The sequence below is a fragment of the Bradyrhizobium sp. genome, assembly GCF_017881085.1.
GTDB lineage: Bacteria > Pseudomonadota > Alphaproteobacteria > Rhizobiales > Xanthobacteraceae > Bradyrhizobium.
The window spans coordinates 1-19,704 of record NZ_JADGRI010000065.1 but is presented as its reverse complement, the minus strand read 5'-3'; the positions used below and the strand labels follow the sequence as shown (position 1 = coordinate 19,704).

General features: G+C 64.1%; 20 protein-coding genes and 1 pseudogene. 9 read left to right on the top strand and 12 right to left on the bottom strand.

What is annotated here, in order from left to right; translation table 11 throughout:
• From QZ213_RS27150 to QZ213_RS08875, 7 genes and pseudogenes are all read left to right on the top strand, one after another.
• A pseudogene (locus QZ213_RS27150) lies at positions 1–93 on the top strand (glutathione S-transferase family protein); the annotation flags it as partial.
• Between the two features lie 17 nt (positions 94–110).
• Positions 111–578, top strand: a complete 468-nt coding sequence (locus tag QZ213_RS08900) for a GNAT family N-acetyltransferase (RefSeq protein WP_291685693.1) — start codon at positions 111–113, stop codon at positions 576–578.
• Between the two features lie 179 nt (positions 579–757).
• On the top strand, positions 758–991 hold the full coding sequence (locus QZ213_RS08895; protein ID WP_291685692.1) for a hypothetical protein: 234 nt from the start codon (positions 758–760) through the stop codon (positions 989–991).
• Positions 992–1,143: 152 nt separating this feature from the next.
• A complete protein-coding gene (locus QZ213_RS08890) occupies positions 1,144–1,368 on the top strand; it encodes a hypothetical protein (protein ID WP_291685691.1) in 225 nt (74 codons plus the stop codon).
• 79 nt (positions 1,369–1,447) lie between these two features.
• Positions 1,448–2,620 (top strand): phosphoserine transaminase, encoded by a 1,173-nt coding sequence (locus QZ213_RS08885; RefSeq protein ID WP_291685690.1) that lies wholly within the window; start codon positions 1,448–1,450, stop codon positions 2,618–2,620.
• Positions 2,621–2,771: 151 nt separating this feature from the next.
• A complete protein-coding gene (serA, locus tag QZ213_RS08880) occupies positions 2,772–4,361 on the top strand; it encodes a phosphoglycerate dehydrogenase (protein WP_291685689.1) in 1,590 nt (529 codons plus the stop codon).
• A 270-nt stretch (positions 4,362–4,631) separates the two neighbouring features.
• On the top strand, positions 4,632–6,293 hold the full coding sequence (locus QZ213_RS08875) for a mucoidy inhibitor MuiA family protein (RefSeq protein WP_291685688.1): 1,662 nt from the start codon (positions 4,632–4,634) through the stop codon (positions 6,291–6,293).
• 105 nt (positions 6,294–6,398) lie between these two features.
• On the opposite strand, the gene QZ213_RS08870 is transcribed toward QZ213_RS08875, so the two are convergent.
• Complete coding sequence (locus QZ213_RS08870) at positions 6,399–7,754, bottom strand: esterase-like activity of phytase family protein (protein ID WP_291685687.1); 1,356 nt, start codon at positions 7,752–7,754, stop codon at positions 6,399–6,401.
• Positions 7,755–7,925: 171 nt separating this feature from the next.
• Positions 7,926–8,969, bottom strand: coding sequence for a C-terminal binding protein (locus QZ213_RS08865; RefSeq protein ID WP_291685686.1), 1,044 nt, complete (start codon positions 8,967–8,969; stop codon positions 7,926–7,928).
• Between the two features lie 246 nt (positions 8,970–9,215).
• Here QZ213_RS08865 and QZ213_RS08860 point away from each other — a divergent pair, with 246 nt between their 5' ends.
• Positions 9,216–10,901 (top strand): methyl-accepting chemotaxis protein, encoded by a 1,686-nt coding sequence (locus QZ213_RS08860; protein ID WP_291685685.1) that lies wholly within the window; start codon positions 9,216–9,218, stop codon positions 10,899–10,901.
• Between the two features lie 132 nt (positions 10,902–11,033).
• Here QZ213_RS08860 and QZ213_RS08855 read toward each other — a convergent pair whose 3' ends face one another.
• Positions 11,034–11,969 (bottom strand): DMT family transporter, encoded by a 936-nt coding sequence (locus QZ213_RS08855; protein ID WP_291685684.1) that lies wholly within the window; start codon positions 11,967–11,969, stop codon positions 11,034–11,036.
• 101 nt (positions 11,970–12,070) lie between these two features.
• Between QZ213_RS08855 and QZ213_RS08850 the strand changes: the two genes are divergently transcribed.
• Positions 12,071–12,472 (top strand): DUF1330 domain-containing protein, encoded by a 402-nt coding sequence (locus tag QZ213_RS08850; protein WP_291685683.1) that lies wholly within the window; start codon positions 12,071–12,073, stop codon positions 12,470–12,472.
• Positions 12,473–12,709: 237 nt separating this feature from the next.
• On the opposite strand, the gene QZ213_RS08845 is transcribed toward QZ213_RS08850, so the two are convergent.
• The 9 genes from QZ213_RS08845 to QZ213_RS08805 all read right to left on the bottom strand — a co-directional run bounded on the left by QZ213_RS08845 (position 12,710) and on the right by QZ213_RS08805 (position 19,692).
• Positions 12,710–13,744, bottom strand: coding sequence for a uroporphyrinogen decarboxylase family protein (locus tag QZ213_RS08845; protein ID WP_291685695.1), 1,035 nt, complete (start codon positions 13,742–13,744; stop codon positions 12,710–12,712).
• A 45-nt stretch (positions 13,745–13,789) separates the two neighbouring features.
• The gene (locus QZ213_RS08840; protein WP_291685682.1) at positions 13,790–14,659 is read right to left on the bottom strand and encodes a fumarylacetoacetate hydrolase family protein; all 870 of its coding nucleotides are present in this window, start codon (positions 14,657–14,659) and stop codon (positions 13,790–13,792) included.
• Positions 14,656–15,324 (bottom strand): polysaccharide deacetylase family protein, encoded by a 669-nt coding sequence (locus QZ213_RS08835; protein ID WP_291685681.1) that lies wholly within the window; start codon positions 15,322–15,324, stop codon positions 14,656–14,658. The genes QZ213_RS08840 and QZ213_RS08835 overlap by 4 nt, the downstream gene beginning before the upstream one ends.
• Positions 15,325–15,338: 14 nt before the next feature.
• A complete protein-coding gene (locus QZ213_RS08830) occupies positions 15,339–16,151 on the bottom strand; it encodes an ABC transporter permease (RefSeq protein ID WP_291685680.1) in 813 nt (270 codons plus the stop codon).
• Positions 16,148–16,954 carry an ABC transporter ATP-binding protein gene (locus QZ213_RS08825; RefSeq protein ID WP_291685679.1) on the bottom strand — a complete coding sequence of 269 codons (807 nt, stop codon included), beginning with the start codon at positions 16,952–16,954 and terminating at the stop codon, positions 16,148–16,150. The genes QZ213_RS08830 and QZ213_RS08825 overlap by 4 nt, the downstream gene beginning before the upstream one ends.
• A complete protein-coding gene (locus tag QZ213_RS08820) occupies positions 16,933–17,688 on the bottom strand; it encodes an ABC transporter permease (RefSeq protein WP_291685678.1) in 756 nt (251 codons plus the stop codon). The genes QZ213_RS08825 and QZ213_RS08820 overlap by 22 nt, the downstream gene beginning before the upstream one ends.
• A 10-nt stretch (positions 17,689–17,698) precedes the next feature.
• On the bottom strand, positions 17,699–18,670 hold the full coding sequence (locus QZ213_RS08815) for an ABC transporter substrate-binding protein (RefSeq protein WP_291685677.1): 972 nt from the start codon (positions 18,668–18,670) through the stop codon (positions 17,699–17,701).
• Positions 18,671–18,728: 58 nt separating this feature from the next.
• Positions 18,729–19,451 carry an FCD domain-containing protein gene (locus QZ213_RS08810; protein ID WP_291685676.1) on the bottom strand — a complete coding sequence of 241 codons (723 nt, stop codon included), beginning with the start codon at positions 19,449–19,451 and terminating at the stop codon, positions 18,729–18,731.
• A gap of 115 nt (positions 19,452–19,566) precedes the next feature.
• Positions 19,567–19,692, bottom strand: coding sequence for an alpha-hydroxy-acid oxidizing protein (locus tag QZ213_RS08805; RefSeq protein ID WP_291685694.1), 126 nt, complete (start codon positions 19,690–19,692; stop codon positions 19,567–19,569).
• Positions 19,693–19,704 lie beyond the last annotated feature (12 nt).

The following is a 19,704-nucleotide window of genomic DNA, read 5'->3' as shown; positions in this document are numbered from 1 at the left end:
CATGAAGGCGGCTTTCACCTCGACGGCTACGCCTCGTTGCGGCGCTGGATCGGCGAGGCCGAACGGGCGCTCGGCCTGCCGCCGGCGCTCTAGCATCGATGGGAGCGTTCATGGCCGCGAATTCCGTTGTCAGCATCCGGCGCGCGCGCCGCAACGACGTCGGGTCTATCGTGAAGATGCTGGCGGACGATCCGCTCGGCAGCGGGCGCGAACGGATCGAAGATCCCCTGCCGCCGTCCTATTTTCGGGCGTTCGTGGCGGTCGAGAACGATCCGAACATCCAGCTCGTGGTCGCCGAGGAGGGAGGTGCCGTTGTCGGCTGCCTGCAGCTTTGCATCCTGCCGGGGTTGAGTTCGCAGGGCGCCTCGCGCGCCTTGATCGAGGACGTTCGCGTCGCCACGCATTGCCGCAGCCGCGGCATCGGCGAGCGGCTGGTGCAATGGGCCGTTGCGCAAGCGCGCGCCAGGGAATGCAAACTGGTCGAGCTCCTCACGCACAACACCCGCGTCGATGCGCAGCGATTCTACAAGCGGCTGGGGTTTGCGCCGAGCCACGTCGGGATGACGTTGCGGTTCTGAGAGCTGATCCGGCGGGCGCTTCCGATAGCGGCACGATCGGAAGCTGCACGAAGCTTGTCCGGGAGGCACGCAAACCTGTCGTTAACTCAACAACTTGAACCATCGCAATATCGCCGGTTCATTGCCACCCTTTGTTCAGACCTTCGCCACAAGCATGCGCATCGAAGGTGAGGTGCAGCATGCTGCCAGTTGCAGGTCTGATGATCGGTGTCTTCGCCGCCTTTATCATGTGGACGCTTGTTCGCGCCTTGCGCCAGGGCGTCATTTTCAGCGACGGCATCGGCTACGATATCCACGAACAGCCGAAGAAGTTTGCCTCGACGGCGGCCATGCACTGCATGGGCGCCTTGTTGTTTGCCTGGCTGGCCGCGGGCGGCATCGCCCATCTTTATCGCCTCATTCTGACGCACTGATCCCGGGGCCCTTGGGGACATTGCGGAACCGGGTTTGCGATTCAATCCGGTTAACGCGGGGTAAACTAACCAGTGCTCCGTAAGTTTTTCTGCGGAACCATCCGTGAGACAATGGTGTATCCCGTCGGGCTCGGGCAGCTTGGGGACCGCACATGAAGATCTATTCGATTGTCAGGATCGGCGCCGAGTACGTAGTGCGGGCGGGTGAAAAAAGCGTCTTGAAGGTCGCGAGCCGGCGAAAAGCCGCCCAGCTTGTGACCGATGCGGTGGAGCTCTTGGACTCGCAAGGCGCCCCGCAACTGGCGCCGCAAGCCCCCGGCGAGCCATCAATCGCCTGTGATCCCGGGGTCATACCGGATCGCTCCGAAGTTCCTTGACGATTCCGCCCGATTCCCCTATCCACCGCGGCGGGACACCTCCCCCCAACGGGAGGCTAGCTATCTGGAAGGATAGATCATGACTGCAGCGAAGCCCGCTTCGCGGCCCAACGTGCCGCATTTTTCCTCCGGCCCCTGTGCCAAGCGCCCCGGCTGGACCCCCCAAAATCTCAAGGACGCCGCGCTCGGCCGTTCGCATCGCGCAAAAATCGGCAAGGCCAAGCTCAAGCTCGCGATCGAACTGACCCGCGAGGTGCTGGAAGTGCCGGCCGGCTACAGGATCGGTATCGTGCCGGCGTCGGATACCGGCGCGGTCGAAATGGCGCTGTGGTCGCTGCTCGGCGCGCGGCCGGTGACCACCATTGCCTGGGAATCCTTCGGCGAAGGCTGGGTCAGCGATATCGTCAAGGAACTGAAGCTCAAGGACGTGACCAAGCTGCATGCCGGCTACGGCGAAATCCCCGATCTCTCCAAGGTCGATCCGGCCTCCGACATTGTTTTCACCTGGAACGGCACCACCTCGGGCGTGCGTGTCCCCAATGCCGACTGGATCAGCGCTACCCGCGAAGGCCTCACCATCTGCGACGCAACCTCGGCGGCGTTCGCGCAAGCGCTCGACTGGGAAAAGCTCGATGTGGTGACGTTCTCCTGGCAGAAGGCGCTGGGCGGCGAAGCCGCGCACGGCATGCTGGTGCTCAGCCCGCGCGCGGTCGAACGGCTCGAAAGCTACAAGCCGGCCTGGCCGCTGCCGAAGATCTTCCGCATGACCAAGGGCGGCAAGCTCAACGAAGGCATCTTCGAGGGCGAGACCATCAACACGCCGTCGATGCTGTGCGTCGAGGATTATCTCGATGCGCTGAACTGGGCGAAGTCGGTCGGCGGCCTCAAGGGCCTGATCGCGCGCGCCGATGCCAACGCCAAGGCGCTCGCCGACTGGAAGGCGAAAACGCCGTGGATCGATTTCCTCGCCAGCGATCCGGCTGTTCGCTCCAACACCTCGGTGTGCATGAAGGTGGTCGATCCGGCCATCACCTCGCTCTCCGCCGATGCGCAGGCCGATTTCGCCAAGAAGCTCGTTGCCCTGGTGGAGAAGGAAGGCGCCGGCTACGATTTCGCGCATTATCGCGATGCGCCGGCGGGCCTGCGCATCTGGTGCGGCGCCACGGTGGAAGCCAGGGATGTCACACTGCTGACGCAGTGGATCGACTGGGCGTTCGCAGAGACCAGGGCTTCGCTTCCGAGGGCGGCGTAAGTTCGTTCATCCCACCATCGTCATGGCCGGGCTTGACCCGGCCATCCATCGAAAAAGATGGCTCCCGGGAAGATGCGAGCGCGAAGACGCGTTTCGTGCTGTCGCGCCGGGGAGACGATATCAAATGCATCGTCCATCAACGGATCACCCCATGACAAAACCCAAGGTTCTCATTTCCGACGCGCTGTCGCCCGCCGCCGTGCAGATCTTCAAGGATCGCGGCATCGACGTCGATTTCCAGCCCAATCTCGGCAAGGACAAGGAAAAGCTTGCCGAGATCATCGGCAATTATGACGGGCTGGCGATCCGCTCCGCCACCAAGGCCACCGCGAAGATCATCGAGAAGGCGACGCGGCTGAAGGTGATCGGCCGCGCCGGCATCGGCGTCGACAATGTCGAGATCCCGGCGGCCACGGCCAAGGGCATCATCGTGATGAACACGCCGTTCGGCAATTCGATCACCACGGCCGAACACGCCATCACCCTGATGCTGGCGCTGGCGCGCGAAATTCCGCAGGCCGACGCTTCCACCCAGGCCGGCAAGTGGGAGAAGAACCGCTTCATGGGCGTCGAGATCACCGGCAAGATGCTCGGCATCATCGGCTGCGGCAATATCGGCTCGATCGTCGCCGACCGCGCGCTCGGCCTGCGCATGAAGGTGATCGCGTTCGATCCGTTCCTGTCGCCGGAGCGCGCCAAGGACATCGGCGTCGAGAAGGTCGAACTCGATGAATTGTTCAAGCGCGCCGATTTCATCACGCTGCATACGCCGCTGACGGAGAAGACCAGGAATATAATCGACGCAGCCGCACTGACCAGGATGAAGAAGGGCGTGCGAATCATCAATTGCGCGCGCGGCGGGCTGGTCGACGAGCAGGCGCTGGTCGATGCGCTGAACTCCAAGCATGTCGCGGGCGCGGCGTTCGACGTGTTCGTCGAGGAGCCGGCCACCACGAACGTGCTGTTCGGCCACCCCAACGTCATCTGTACGCCGCATCTTGGCGCGGCCACCACCGAGGCGCAGGAGAACGTGGCACTTCAGGTCGCCGAGCAGATGTCGGATTATCTCTTGAGCGGCGCGATTTCCAATGCGGTCAACTTCCCCTCGATCACGGCGGAAGAGGCGCCGAAGCTGAAGCCGTTCATCGAACTCGCCGAAAAGCTCGGTTCGTTCGCCGGCCAGCTCACCGAAACCGGCATTGCGAAGGTGCAGATCACATATGAGGGCCATGTCGCCGAAATGAAGATCAAGGCGCTGACCTCGGCGGTGCTGTCGGGCCTGCTGCGGCCGATGCTGGGCGACATCAACGTCGTCTCGGCGCCGGTCATCGCCAAGGAGCGCGGCATGGTGGTCGACGAGATCGTGCGCGCGGCGCAGAGCGACTACGAAAGCCTGATCACGGTCACCGTCATCACCGAGCGGCAGGAGCGCTCGGTGTCGGGCACGGTCTATGCCGACGGCAAGCCGCGGCTGGTCGATATCAAGGGCATCCGCGTCGACGCCGAATTCGGCAAGTCGATGATCTACGTCACCAACGAGGACAAGCCGGGCTTCATCGGCCGCTTCGCTGGTCTGCTCGGCGACGCCAAGCTCAACATCGCGACCTTCCATCTTGGCCGCACCAAGCAGGGCGGCGACGCCATCGCGCTGGTCGAGGTCGACGGCGCGGTGCCGGCGGACGTGCTCGCCAAGGTGCAGGCGCTGCCGCAGGTGAAGCAGGCCAAGGCGCTGGTGTTTTAAACTGCGCCCCCGTCAGCTTCCCCTGGAAAGGACCTCCAGGGGAGGGTGACGAAAGTTATCGCCATCTGAAGCGATTGCGCGCCCGCGGACATTTTTCCACGCCGCCTCCGCCGCGGGCGCGCCCCAGCGGCGCCTTACGGTCACCTCAATCGAACCAGTTCCTTGATCGCAGCGTCTCACCACGATGGTGAGGCGATTTTTTTGGGCGTCCAGTCCACCAGGCCAGCCGGGTCTTGCGGGCGGCGCGAGGAGATTTGCGGGAGGGAAGTCATGCGCAGGATTGCGAATCATCTTGTTGCGACCAGTCTGGTTGTTGTTGCTGGCTTTGCCGCCATGCCGGTGCAGGCGGCGGATGTCGACGCCAGCTCCACGGTCGATGCCGTTACCGTCTATCCCGACGGCGCCAGCGTCACGCGCGTCATCACGGCCGATCTTGTCCCGGGCGACAATACCCTCGTGGCCAACGATTTCCCGCTGACGCTGGATCCGTCCTCGCTCCGGGTCGAGGGCGAGGCGGGGACGAAGCTCACCATCGGCGCCATCGACACACGGCCGCCGCGCGCGGCGCCGCCGGTCAACCTGCCGGAGCTCGACAAGCGCATCGAAGCGCTGAAGGACGAGCGCGGCAATCTCTCAGGCGCGATCAATGCGGCCACCGCGCGCCGAAAATTTGCCGAGCGCTTTGCGCAAAGCTCTCCAGCCGGGCTGGGCGAGAAGGGCGAGGCGCGTCCGATCGACGAGTGGCGCGCCGCCTTTGCCGCGGTCTCCGAGGAAGTGGCAGCTGCGGACACCGCGATCCGCGACGCCGAACGCAAGCAGCGGGACATCGACCGCGAGATCGCGCGGCTCGAGGCCGACCGCGCGACCAAGCCGCCAAGCAAGCTCGAGGTCCGGATCGATCTTTCCGCCAATGCGGCGACCAGGGCGACGCTGCGGGTGACCTACAGCGTGCGCAACGCTCGCTGGATGCCGCTTTACGATGCCAGGCTCGACACCGGCGCAAAGGACCGCAAGCCCGCGCTCGAACTGGTGCGCCGCGCCGAGATCACCCAGTCGACGGGAGAGGACTGGCCGAATGTCACGCTGGCCGTCTCCACCGTCCGGACCGCGCGCGGCGGCAGCGCGCCGGATCTGAATTCGCTGATCGTGCAATATCCGCAACCGCCGCGCCCGCTGGGCTCGGCCGCGATCTCGGACATGAAGCTCCGTCAGATGCAGCCGCCGGCGATGGCATTTGAAGCACCCGCAGCGCCCGCGCAACGCGCCGACGAACAGCAGGCCGCCGCCGAAATCGGCGGCTTCCAGGTCACGTTCAAAATTCCCGGCCGGGTCAGCGTCGGCGCCAGCGACGGCGCCAAGAGCCTGCGCGTGTCCACCGCCACCATTGCGCCCGATCTGGCTATCCGTGCGGCGCCGGTGCTCGATCCGACAGCGTTTCTCGAAGCAAGCTTCAAGCAGGCCGAGGACGCACCGCTGCTGCCCGGCCGCGTCGCGATCTATCGTGACGGCGTGTTTGTCGGCCGCGGTAAAATGGCGGCCGCCAGCAAGGACGAGACGGTGCGGCTCGGTTTCGGCGCCGACGACAAGGTCAAGATCGAACGCGCCGTCATCAAACGCAACGAGGGATCGGCGGGCCTGATCGTAACGACATCGAGGACCGACGAACGCGCGTTCAAGACCAGCGTGCGCAACGGCCACGATTTTCCGATTCGGATCGCCATCGAGGATCAATTGCCGGTCAGCGAAAACGAGGACATTGTGGTCGAAATGCTGCCGTCGACGACGCCTCCGACCGCGACCAATCTGCGCGACCGGCGCGGCGTGCTCGAATGGGCGTTCGAGGCGAAGCCCGGCGAGGTCAGGGACATTTCGTTCGCCTGGCGCGTGCGCTGGCCCAAGGACAAGGGCGTCGTCATGATCCCGGCCGGGTGAAACCGGTGGGCCGGTAAATCCCCGACGTTCCCGGGCATTTAGACAAGGGCGTGACGGTCAAACCAGAAACCGTCACGCCCAAGCCTAAACCTGCCAAGCCTTAACTCACTTCGCCTTCAGGAAATCGCCGACCTCGAGCAGCACGAATTCATTGTCGTCGGCCTTGTTGGGGTCGCGGCTCGACGAGAACGGCAGGTTGTTGTCGTTGCCGACGATGATGTGCGTCTCGTCGACGCGGTCGACGTTTTCGATGGTGAAGAACGGGAAGGTGAGCACGCCGTCATTGAGTGGCTTGCGCGCCTTGTTGTCGGGATCCCGGATCTTCATCAGGTCGATATAGGCGATCTTGCGGACCGGCTTGCCGGCGTTGGCGTCGTTGAGCTCGACCTTGTAGATGTGCTTGAACTTGGCGATATCCGGGAAGCAGTTCTCGCCGCGGGTGCCTTGTGGGCAGGCCTTGTCCGCGGTGCCTTCGCCGTTGTCGCGTTCGATGATCAGGCCGCTGGTGGCATCGATCATGTTGAAGTCGCCGATCGCGTTGCCGTTCTGCTCGAACACATACTGCCAGTAGCGACCGGTGAATTTCTCCGCGGCGACGTCGAATTCGAGAATCCGCGAGGCTTCCCTGCCGTCGACCCGCTCCCAATCCTTCTTCTCGGCATCCCACAGCGGCCCTTCGAGCAGCCCGTACAGGAATTTGCCGTCCTTCGACGATGCGAAGCCCTCGAAGCCTTTGGAGCGGCGCAGATTGACATTGGTGTAGGTGGCGCCCGGCGCCCCCGGCGACTGCACCGCCCAGTGGTCTGGCGAGCGCACCGGCTTGCCGTCGGCGACCGTCTCGAACACGGCTTCCACCTTGCCGCTGCTGTCGGCTTTGACGATGTAGGGACCGAACTCGTCGCCGATCCAGAAATTGTCGTCGATGATCTGGAAGCCTTCGGTGTCGAAGTCCGCGCCGGTGAGATAGCGCGGCGCAGCGTCCTCGTGAACGATGCGGAACGGCACCTTCTTGTCGGGATCGTGCAGGAACACGGTCTCCTGCCGCTCGACCTTGCCGGTCGCCCAGTCGATCTTGTAGCGATTGAGATACAGCATCGAATCCGCCGAGTTGTAACGCGAGCCCATGCCGTTGTCGGTGATCACCCAGAACGTCCCGTCGGGCATCATCTTGATGCCGGAGTGGCCCTGCAGCGGCTGGCCCTTGAACGGCAGCGACACGCCGGTCGGCCGCTCGTAGGATTTGCCCATCACGCTGCCGACGGCGTCGACGCGGCGGCCGGTGGTGTATTTGCCCGAAATCTTCAGATCATCCGGCGCGTCGGCAGGCGCATCGATGAAGGATTCCGCGGGAAGCACCGCATGGCCGGCCAGCGTGGCGGGAAATTCACCTTCGCCTTGTGCGAACGCCGTGCTTGCAGCCAGAAATAGCGACGCAACGGAACAGAGCAGTGACACGCGCATGGTCGATCTCCTGTGAGCAACGATGCGGTGTTCTTGCGGAGCGCGCGTTACGGCGCGCTGACAGTTTTGTGAAGCGCCGGTGACGCCGGTGGATGAGCCTGCGGCCTTACGCCGCCGTCACCCCTTCAGCGATGTCGCCGGAAACCGGTTCGGTCAAAATCGTTACCGTGCCTAGCTGTTCGGGCCGCGCTCCATGCTGACGGGTTGCCAGCGCCGAAGCGAGGTGGTCTGCAGCACCGACGGGTTGACGCAGCTGACCGGCCACATGCCCTGCAGGACCAGCGACAATTCGTAGCCGACGCGGCGCTTGCGCGCCTCGTCGAAGCGCGCCGAGGCCGAGGCGACATGCGCGGTCAGCGTGACGTTCTCCATGCCGAGCATCGGATTATTGTGCGAGGGCGGTTCCTTTTCCAGCACGTCGAGTGCTGCGTGCGCGATCCAGCCTTCCTGCAAAGCCTTGATCAGCGCCTCCTCGTTCACGGTCGCTCCCCGGCCGGTATTGATGAAGATCGCGCTCTTCTTCATCTGGCGGAAATGGGTTTCGCCCAGCATGTGGTGGACCTCGGGCCGCGCCGGCGCGTGCATCGAGACGAAATCGGACTGCGACAGCACCTCCGACAGGGTTGCCGGAAGCACGCCGTGATCGGAAATCAGCGTCTCGGCGATGAAGGGATCGTAGGCCATCATCCGCAAACCGAAGGGTGCTGCGCGTTTGGCCACCGCACGCGCCACCCGGCCAAACGAGATGAAGCCCAGTGTCTGGCCCATCAGCCTCGGAATCTTCAGGAGCGCCGGGCGGCCTTCGGACCAGCGGCCCTGGCGGACCATCTTGTCCTGCTCGACCAGTCGGCGAAATCCGGCCAGCAGCAGCATCATGGCGTGGTCGGCGACTTCCTCGATGAAGGTGTCGGGAATATTGGTGACGGGAATCCCGCGCGCGGTGGCGGCCTTGACGTCGACACTGTCGACGCCGACGCTCCCCAGCGTGATGACCTTGCAGTTTTCCAGGGCGTCGATGATCTTCTTCGAGATCGGCAGGCCCTTGGCATAGATCGCGTCGGCGGTCCGCGCGGCTTCGATGAATTCCGTCTCATTGGCGGGCGCCTCGATGATCTCGGCGCCGATCGGATCGAGCGCCTCTTTTTCGAATGCATAGCCGCCGCCGGCGACCGTGAAGCTCGCGCCCTTCGGCGTTACAACCCTGAACTTCGGCATTTCCTTGTTTCTCCCGATTTGACATTTCGGTGTTGGTTATGGCCGCGCGACACCCGCAACCGCCCCCCGATTTCGCGTCTTGAACAGCATCGCACAGGATCGCGGCTGGCTCAAAACGAGGTGGAGGTACTTCTACGGAGGGGCGGGCTGGCTTCGTAAGGGAACTCTAAGGGCTTTCACGATACCGTGAGGCCGCCGTTCCGCCAATACCGCCAATCGCTCGCACCATTCCCCGGAGAACATGCCGTGAAGCTGACCAATCTGACGATCACACCCAAGCTCGGTATCTTGGTGGGTGTGACTTTATTCGGCCTTTGCATCGCCGGCGCCCTCGCAGGCTATCTGATGCAGCGGGAGATGCTGAACGCTCGGATCGACCAGGCTCACGCCATCGTCGACATGGCGCGCAACATGGCCGCGGGATTGCAGAAGGAGGTCGAGGCCGGGAAGCTCACCAAGGAAGCCGCGCTCGCCGAATTCGGCCGCCGCGCCAACGCGATGACCTACGACAAAGGCGCCGGCTACCTGTTCGGGACGTCGTTTGACGGCATCACGGTGCTGGCGCCCGATCCCAAGCAGATCGGGACCAATCGCATGGAGGTCGTGACCAACGGCCGAAAGCTCTCCCACGAATTGATGGATGGCGTGAAAGCCAATGGCGAAGTCCTGCTGACATATGAATATGTGAAGCCCGGCGAGGAAAAGCCGACCCGCAAGATCGGCTACGCCGTCAACGTCCCCGGCTTCAACATGTATGTCGGAACCGGCGCCTATCTCGAGGATCTCGACGCCAAGATGAAGCCGATCGTGTGGCTGTTGGCCTTCGCGATCCTCGGCATTGCGATCATCTCGGGCAGCATCGCCTGGATGATCAGCCGCAGCATCAGCATTCCGCTCGGCCAGCTTGGCGCCCGCATGAAGGCGCTGGCCGATGGCGAGCTGGAAGGCGACATCCCCGGCATCGGCCGCGGCGATGAGGTCGGCGCGATGGCCGCCACCGTCCAGATCTTCAAGGACAATGCGGTGCGGATCCGCGGGCTGGAAAAGGCGGAAGCCGAGACCCAGGGACGGACCGCCGCCGAGCGCCGCGCGGCCATGGAGAGCCTCGCCAATGATTTCGAACGCAGCGTCAACGGCATCGTCCGTTCGGTATCGACGGCTGCGGCAGGCATGCAGACCACGGCGCAATCCATGACGGCGACCGCGAGCGACGCCAGCGCGCGCGCCGCGACCGTCGGATCTGCCTCCGAGAGCGCCTCCAACAACGTCGGAACGGTTGCTGCCGCGGCGGAAGAGCTGTCGAGCTCGGTCGCCGAGATTTCCCGCCAGGTGACGCGTTCCAGCGAGATCGCCAGCAAGGCGGTGGGCGACGCCGAACGCACCAACGCCACCGTGCAGGTGCTGTCGACCGGCGCGGAGAAGATCGGCGAGGTGGTCAAGCTGATCCACTCGATCGCGGCCCAGACCAATCTCCTGGCGCTGAACGCCACCATCGAAGCGGCGCGCGCTGGCGAATCCGGCCGCGGCTTTGCGGTGGTCGCTTCCGAAGTGAAGGCGCTGGCCAACCAGACCGCCAAGGCCACCGAGGAAATCTCCGCCCAGGTCGCGGCGATGCAGTCCTCCACCAGCGATGCGGTGGCCGCGATCAGCGGCATCACCCAGACCATCGCGCAGATGAGCGAGATCACGGTCAGCATTTCGACCTCGATCGACCAGCAGGGCGATGCGACCCGCGAGATCGCGCGCAACATCCAGTCGGTTGCGGCAGGCTCCAACGAGATCAGCGCCCATATCGGCGGCGTCACCACGGCGGCGACGGCGACCGGCAAGGCCGCCACCGATGTGCTCACCAACGCCCGCGAACTCGACAACCAGTCGGGCTTGCTGCGCAGCGCCGTCGACGGCTTCCTCGCCAAGGTCCGCGCCGCGTAAGGCGGGGTACCGCAGAGATTGTAGGGTGGGCAAAGCGAAGCGTGCCCACCAGCAGAATATCGCTAAATTGCAGGATGGTGGGCACGGCGCTAAGCGCGCCTTTGCCCACCCTACGTCTTCAGCGCAAGCATGCTATGCGGCGGCCGACGCCTGCCGCGAGGCGATCACCACGCCTGCGAGCACCAGCAAATAGCCGACCAGATGGAACAGCCGCGGCTGTTCGCCGAGCAGCAAAATCGCCATCGCCGAACCGAACACCGGCACCAGGTGAAAGAACGGCGCGGCGCGGTTCGGCCCGATCAACGCGATGCCGCGGTTGAAGAACAGGTAGGCCAGCGTCGACGGAAAGATCACGACATAGACCAGGGTCGCGACCGTGAGGGCGTCGAATTGCAGCGTATAGCCGGTGGAATATTCCCAGACCGAGAACGGCAGCAGCAGCAGCGCGCCGCAGCCGGTGGTGAAGACGATCAGCGATAATTGATGCGTCTTCGGCCGGCGCGGCATCAGCGCCGAATACAGGCCGAACGCGAGCAGCGCGCCGGCAAACATCACGTCGCCCTTGTTGAACTGGATGCCGGCCAGCGCGCCCAAGTCGCCGCGCAGGATGATGGTGAGAACACCCGCCAGCGAAATGCCGATGCCGGCGAGCTGCGCCCAGGTCAGCCGCACCCCGAACAGCATCAGCGACCACAGCGCCACGAACAGCGGCCCGGACGACTGGATCAACAGCGCGTTCAGCGCTTGCGTATACTGCAGCGCCCAGTAGGACAGCGCATTGTTGACGGCAAATCCCGTCGCCGACAGCACCACCATCAGCGGCAGCCGCGCCCGCAATGCCGGCCAGTCGCGCCGCAGATGCGGCCGCGCGAATGGCAGCAGCATCAGGAACGCGCCGATCCACCGGACGCAGGACAGCGTCATCGGCGGAACGTGGCCGGCCACGAAGCGCCCAAGCACGATATTGCCGGCCCAGAACAGCGAAGTCAGGCTCAGAAGCAGATACGGTTGGTGGGTGAGCCAACTGAACGGATCGGGGGTAGGCGGCGCTGGCGGGGATGTGGTCATCGTTTCCGGCCAAGTTGTGCCGGATTCTCGCCGCGCGACAAGTGCCGGGTCCGCAATGCTACAATGCCCTGACTTTACCGGGCGCAGCGAAGGAGCCGGCCATGGCCGTGGATCTGTTGAATATCGAAGGACTTGAGGACATGGAGCATCAGGGGCCGGTCGTGATGGTGAACCTGATGCGGTTTCATGAGCGCTCGCTCGACGGCGACGGCTCGGGCTGGGACGCCTACCTGCGCTACAGCGCCCTGACGGTGCCGATGATCAAGGCGCGCGGTGGAACGCTGCTGTGGACCGGGGACGCCAAGGTGGTCGCGCTCGGCAAGCAAGCCGGCAACCAATGGGATTATCTGGCGCTGGTGTACTATCCGTCGGTGGCCGATTTCATCGACATGATGACGTCGCAAGAATACGAGACCCGGTGCGATCCGCATCGCCGCAACGGCTGCGCCGAGCACGTGATCATCGCGACCGCCGAGGCCTACAGCAAGTTCAAGACGGGGTAGGGGCACCCTGCGCCGTTACAGACAAGGAGTGCCGAACCAACTACCGACCTCATCCTGAGGAGCGGCCTCTTGGCCGCGTCTCGAAGGATGGCCGCGAGCGCCGTGCCTGCGTCCATCCTTCGAGACGCTTGCTTCGCAAGCTCCTCAGGATGAGGTCGGTATTCGCGGCAGGCTGATCGGTGGACAGGCGGAGTTATTCGCGTGACCCGTTGGCTTTGCCCACCCTACTGCGACCGGCTAGCTGATTTCCTTGCGCACGATCGCAGCGGCGTCGCACATCGCCTTGAGCTTGCCGAAGGCGGTTTGGCGCGGCATGTATTTCATGCCGCAGTCGGGCGCGGGAATGAGCCGCTCGGCGGCGACGTATTTCAGGCCGTGCCGGATACGGTCGGCAACGATCTCGGTGCTTTCGATCTCGGGATTGCCGAGGTCGAGCACCCCCAGCATGATCTTCTTGCCCGACAGATCCCGGAGCACGCCGAGATCGAGCTTCGGCTGAGCCGCTTCGATCGAGATCTGTTCGGCGCTGGTGTCGGCCAATTCGGCCAGGAACGAATAGCCGGCCGGCTTGGTCGAGCCGGGCACCACGGCGGCGTAGCCGAAGCACAGATGAATCACGGTCGGTACCGTGATGCCCTTGAGCGCGCGGTTGATCGCCTTCACCGCGTAGCGTTTTGCCAGCTCCGGATTGTTGCGCACCCAGGGCTCGTCGAGCTGGATCACGTCGGCGCCGGCCTTCTGCAGGTCCAGCGCCTCGGCGTTGACGGCTTCGGCGAACGCCATCGCCAGCTCTTCGTCGTCCTCATAGAATTCGTTCTTGGCCTGCTGGCTCATCGTGAACGGGCCGGGCAGGGTGATTTTCGCGGCGCGATCGGTGTTGCGGCGAAGGAATTCCATGTCCCGCAACTCGACCGGACGGCCGCGGCTGACAGGACCGACGACGCGGGGCACCGGCGTTTCCTGTCCCGACCGCGACTTGATGATCGCGGGATTGTCGATATCGATGCCCTCGAGCGCGGTCGCAAAGCGATTGGAATAGCTCTCCCTGCGGATTTCGCCGTCGGTCACGATGTCGATGCCGGCGCGCTCCATGTCGCGGATGGCGACGATGGTGGCATCGTCCTGGGCTTCCTCGAGATGTTCCTCCGGAAGCCGCCACATCGCGTGCATGCGCGTGCGCGGAACGGATTTCGAAAGCATGGCGCGGTCGACCAGCCATTCCGGCTGCGGATAGCTGCCGACAACCGTGGTCGGCAACAGGTGTTTCGGCATGTTCACGATGCTTCTCCTTGTTGTTTATGAGACAAGCAACGCCGGTCAGGCGGCGCGCTCGGCCGCGGCGGCGACTTCGTCCTTCACCGGATTGCGCAGGATTCCGATCCCCGAGATCTCGACCTCAACCACGTCGCCTTCCTTCATCCAGAGCGGCGGCGTGCGGTAGGCGCCGACCCCGCCGGTGGTGCCGGTGACGATGACATCGCCGGGCGCAAGCTCCGTAAAGGTCGAGCAATAGGCGATCAGCGCCGGCACGTCGAAGACGAGGTCGGAAATCGGCGCGGCCTGCACCTCGACGCCGTTAAGACGGGTCGCGATTTTCTGCCTGCTGACATCGGGGATTTCGTCGGTCGTCACCATCCACGGACCGAAGCCGCCGGTGCCCATAAAGTTCTTGCCGGGGGCGAATTGCGAGGTGTGCCGCTGCCAGTCCCGGATGCTGCCGTCATTGTAGCAGGCATAGCCGGCGACGTGGCTCAGCGCCTTCTCGCGCGAAATGCGGCGGCCGCCCTTGCCGATGATCACGGCAAGCTCGCCCTCGTAATCGAACCGCTCGGATTCCAGCGGCCGGATCATCGGCTGGCCGCTGCCGACCTGGCTGTTGGCGAAGCGGGTGAAGATCATCGGATGCGGCGGGGTGGGGTGGCCGCTCTCGGCGAGGTGGGTGGCGTAGTTGACGCCGATGCAGAAGATCTTGTCCGGGTCGGGAACGGTCGGCAGCAGTTCGACCGCCGAGAGGACATGATCCGGCCGCTCGCCTTGCAATTTCTTAAGGTCGTCGAGGCTGCCATGCGCCAGCAGCGATTTCAGCGTCGGAAAGTTCGTCAGCCGGCGTCCGGCATCGACGATGCCTGCGTCTGTCACGATGCCATAGCTTGCGACGGAGCCGGTCTTGAAACTTGCGATCTTCATGGGGCGACACTTTCTTCTTCGATTGACGATACGTAGGACTCGATGGGCAGCACGATCTTGCCGGCGCGGATCGGAACGCAATCCGGCGGAAATTCCTGGCGGAAGCGGGCACCGGCTTCGGCGGCGGAATCGAGGAACGTTTCGAGATGGCGCATGGCGCCGGTTGGAAGGTCGTGCAGCACCATCAGGCTCCAGGCCTGCGAGCGGCACTGCGCCAGCGCGCGATCGGTCCAGCCGTCGGGATCGTCCCAGTCGCGCGGGATCGCGTTCCACAGCACGCAGCTATAGCCACCCTTGCAGAGATGATCGACCACCGAGGGTTTTAGCAGCCGGTCGTCCAGATTGCCGCCGCCGCCGAACGGCCGGAACCAGCGCTGCGGATGGGCGAGATCGCCGATCAGGCCTTGCGTGCGGGCGATTTCATGCTGGCCCGCAGCGGGATCGCGCTGCAGGCCGAGCGGCAGGGAATGCGTATAGGTGTGGTTGCCGATCCAGTGGCCCTCGGCATGGGCGCGCGCCGCCAGACCGCGGCGTACGGGATCGGCCAGTTTTTCGCCGATCACGAAGAAGGTGGCCTTGATGCGGCGGCTGGCGAGCGTATCCAGCACGTGCGGCGTCACTTCCGGCTCGGGACCGTTATCGAACGACAATGTCAGATCGAACACTTGAAAACTCTCCGTCAGGTCGCCGGCTGTATCGCGGTGACGGGGATGTCCTCGGCCGCTCTCTGGCCGGCGCGGGTGCCGGTCTGCCAGATCGACGCCTTGCGCTCGATCCATTTGATCGCGGCGTTGAAGGCGATCGCCATCGCCAGCACCAGGAGCACGCCGGCGAATACATGCTGGCTGTCGAGAATAGTGCGGTAACGCGAGATCAGGTAGCCGATCCCGGCCGAGGAGATCAGCATCTCCGACACCACCACGCCGACGATGACCAGCGCGCCGCCGACCCTCAAGCCCGATAGCACGGTCGGGATCGCCGCCGGAATGATGACGCGGATCAGCCGCTGGCTCAGCGTAGCGCCCATGCTGCGAGCGGCCAGCACCAGTTGCGGATCGATGGTCTGGATGCCGGCGGCGGTCGCCAGCATGGTCGGCAGGAAGCCGTAAATCGATGCGAATGCGATCTTGGATTCCGAACCGATCCCGAGCCACACCGTGAAAACCGGATAGAGGATCACCAGCGGCACCGCGTAGAGCGAGGAGATCATCGGCATGATCAGGATGCGCGGACCCGGCAGGCTGCCGACGATGGCGCCGGCCAGGATGCCGCCGCCGCAGGCGAACACCATGGAGATCGCCACTTCATAGAGCGTCACCGCCAGCGCGTGGCCGTACTCGCCGGCCTCGTTCCAGCCCGCGGCCAGGGTCGAAGACAACGACGGCAGGAACAATTCGGGAATAAGACCGGCGCGCGGCAGCACTTCCCACAGCAGAATGAGGCTGATGACGATGAGGCGGCGCAGCGTGGTCGACGACATTGCAATACTCACGCCGACTTGCGGATATGGCGCCAGATGCGGTCGCGCAGCGTTCCGAAGGTGTCGCCCGAAAGCATCTCGTAGGTGCGTGGGCGCGGCAGCGGGATCGTGAGTTGGTCGACGATGCGGCCGGGTCGCGCCGACATCACGATCACCTCGTCGGCCAGATACACCGCCTCGGTCAGGCTGTGGGTGACGAACACCACGGTCTTTCCGGTCGCCGCCCAGATGCGCAGCAATTCGTCGCCCATGGTCATGCGTGTCTGCTCGTCGAGCGCGGCGAACGGCTCGTCCATCAGCAGCACCGGCGGATCCTGCACCAGGCCGCGCGCGATCGACACGCGCTGCTTCATGCCGCCGGAAAGCTCGTGCGGATGACGCTTGCCAAAACCTTCGAGGCCGACCAGCTTCAGCGCGTCTTCCGCCTTGGCGCGCCGTTCGGCCTTGGCGACGCCGCGGAGCGCCAGCGGAAATTCGACGTTTTCCTCTGCCGTCAGCCAGGGAAACAGGCTCGCTTCCTGGAATACCACGCCGACGCGGTTCGGATCGGGCTCCGGGATCGGCGCGTCGTTGATCAGGATGGTGCCGGAAGTCTGCTGGCGCAGGCCGGCCATCATCATCAGCAGCGTCGATTTTCCGCAGCCGCTGGGGCCCACCAGCACCACGAAGCGGCCCGGCTTCACCTCGAGCGAGATGTCCGACAGCGCCACCACGTCCTGCGTGGAGGTCTTGAAGACCTGGCCGACATTGCCGACCTTGATCGCGCCGGCGCGCGGCGCGGGCTTGAGCGGGGTTATGTTCGCCAATGGCTGCATCGCGTTTCCACCGATCTGACGAGTTCGTTGAATGTCATGGCAATTGCGGCGATCATCACCACGCCGGCGAGCAATTGCTTCATCTGGAAGTTCTCGCCCCAGGTGGCGATCTGGTGGCCGATGCCGTCGCGCGAAGCATACATCTCGGCCAGAATGACGCCGGTGAGGTTGAAGATCATGGAAATTCGCAGCGCTTCCAAAAGCACCGGAAGCATGCTGGGCAGGTAGACGCGCCACGCCGTCTGCAGCGGCGTCGCGCCATAGGAGCGGGCGACGGTGAGATGATCGACCTTGACCGATTCCACCGCCGTCGTCGTCGACATGATGACGATGAAGATCGTCGAGAAGAACCCGAAGCCGACCTTCTGGGAGAAGCCGACGCCGAACACCAGGATGAACATCGGCAGGAAGATCGACTTCGGAATGCTGAAGGCGAAGAACAACAACGGTTTTGCGACCTCGGCGAAGTAGCGGTTCTCCGCGATTGCAAACCCGATTACGGCGCCGACGGGAACGGCGAGGATGAAGGCAATCAGCACCTCGCTCGCCGTTACCGCAAGATCATTGCGCACGCTCGAGCGCTGCAGGAGTTCCCACAGCGTGGCCAGCGTGTCGGAGGCCGAAGGCAGCAGGCGCGGGTTGACCATGCCGGTCCGCGACAGCAATTCCCACGCCGCGAACACCGCCACCACGATGACGATGCGCGCCACCTTTATCCCGAGCGATCCGGCCATCGCCTCTGCCTCAGAGCCTGGTCGCAACCGGCTTGAACTGGGTCGACACGATGTCGGCCGCAGGCACCAGATCCTTCATGCCGCCGAGTTTTGCCATATCAAGGGATAGTTGCAGCGCTTCGATGGTGTTGGGCGCGCCCATGTTGCCGTCGGTCTCGAGTTTCATGATGGTGTTCTCGTATTCCAGCGCGGCGATTTCCGGCGGGATCTCGTAGAGTTCGGCGATCAGCTTGACGGTCGCGTCCTTGTTGCCGCGCATGAAGGCCAGCGCGCCATACAGCGCATTCAGCGTCTTCTGCACCATTTCGGGCTTTTCTTGACAATATTTGTCGGGCGCGATCCAGCCGGCGGTGAGGCTCGGCGGCACGGCCGTGGCGTAGTCGATAATGGTGCGCGCCTCGCCGGATTTGGCGATCTGGAAGCTTAGCGGGGAATACACCACGGCGGCATCGACATTGCCGGCCAGCAGGTTCGGCACCAGGCCGCCGCCGCCGACGGGCACGCGGGTGAAGTCGATCTTCTTGTCCTGGATGGTCCACAGCGCCAGCAGGTCCGACCCGGAACCCGCCGACGTGATGGCGACCTTCTTGCCGTTCAAATCCTTGACGTCGAGCGTCGAATTCTTGAGCACCATCAATTGCCAGCCGAAATTGCCCATCGAAGCGTTGGCCACCACTTTCGACATCACGCCTTTCTTGCGGCCGGCAGCCGGCAGCGACGGCGCGTCGAGAATGACGTCGGCGGCGCCTGCCGCCATGGCCTCGAAGGTTTCCGCGCCCCCGCGATAGATCGTGAGTTCGGCGCTGATGCCTTCCTTCTCGAACAGTTTTTGCCGCGCCGCCGTTTCGGCGATGGTGGTCGGCCAATAGGTCTTGGTCGGAAGGCCGATGCGGACCTTGTCCGCGGCTTTCGCTGTCCCCGGCAGGACAAGGGCGGTCGATGCGGCCATGGTCGCCAGCAACTGGCGGCGTGAGATGTTCATTTGGCGTTTCCTCTGTTTTTTCTTTGTGAGTTGGTTTGGAGTCTTTGCGCTCCTCGGTTCAAACGGTCGCCGATACCTCCGAAATCCGGGGAGCGGCGAGTTCGACGAATTGCATGGTCGTCAGGAAGTGTTTTGTCAGCGCGGCCACGGCGGCGTCGGCATCGCATCCGACCACGGCATGGACCACCGCGGCATGTTCGGCCTCGACGTCCCGGGATTTTCCGGTTTCGCGGATCGATAGCCGGCGATAGCGTTCGCTTTGTTCATGCAGGATATCGCGGAAGCCGAGCAGCCAGTGTGAGCCGCAGGCATTCACCAGCGCGCGGTGGAAAATTCGATGCCGCACGATCCACACCTCGTTGTGCTTCATCGGGTCGTCGGGATCACGCTGCGGAACGGCGCAAAGTGCCGCGAAGGAGGATTCCACCGAATTGAGCCAGGCCTGATCGCCGCGCTCGATCGAGCGGCGCAGCGCAAGGCCCTCGATGTCGATGCGGGTGCGCGTGACGTCTTCGAGGTCGGCCGGCGACACCGGGCTGACACGGAAGCCGCGCTGGTCGGAAGCCTGCACCAGCCCGTCGGCGACCAGCCGCGACAGCGCTTCGCGCACCGCCGCCAGGCTCACCGAAAACTGTTTTGCGAGGCCCGCGATGTGAAGTTTCTGGCCGGGGATCAGGCGGGCGGAAAGGATGTCAGCGCGCAGACGCTCCAGCACGGCCGAGGTCAGGCTCCGCGGCCCGCCCCCTCCCTGCACGTCAAAACCGAACGCAATACTCTCCATGGCGGCGAAGGTTGGCAGGCCAAAGAACAATCGTCAATCGAAAATCGATTTTTTAGGGGCGCGTTGAGGGATACCGAACGTACGGAAATCACAGTCAAATGTTTGGCGGTATGCGCTACAGCCTTCGCACCAAATCGGACGTAATTTCGCCGATGCTGCGGATGCCGAGCAGGGCCATGTCGCGGTCGACCTCGTCCCGGAGCAACGTGAGGGCGCGCTGCACGCCGGCTTCGCCGGCGATGACGGCGGCATA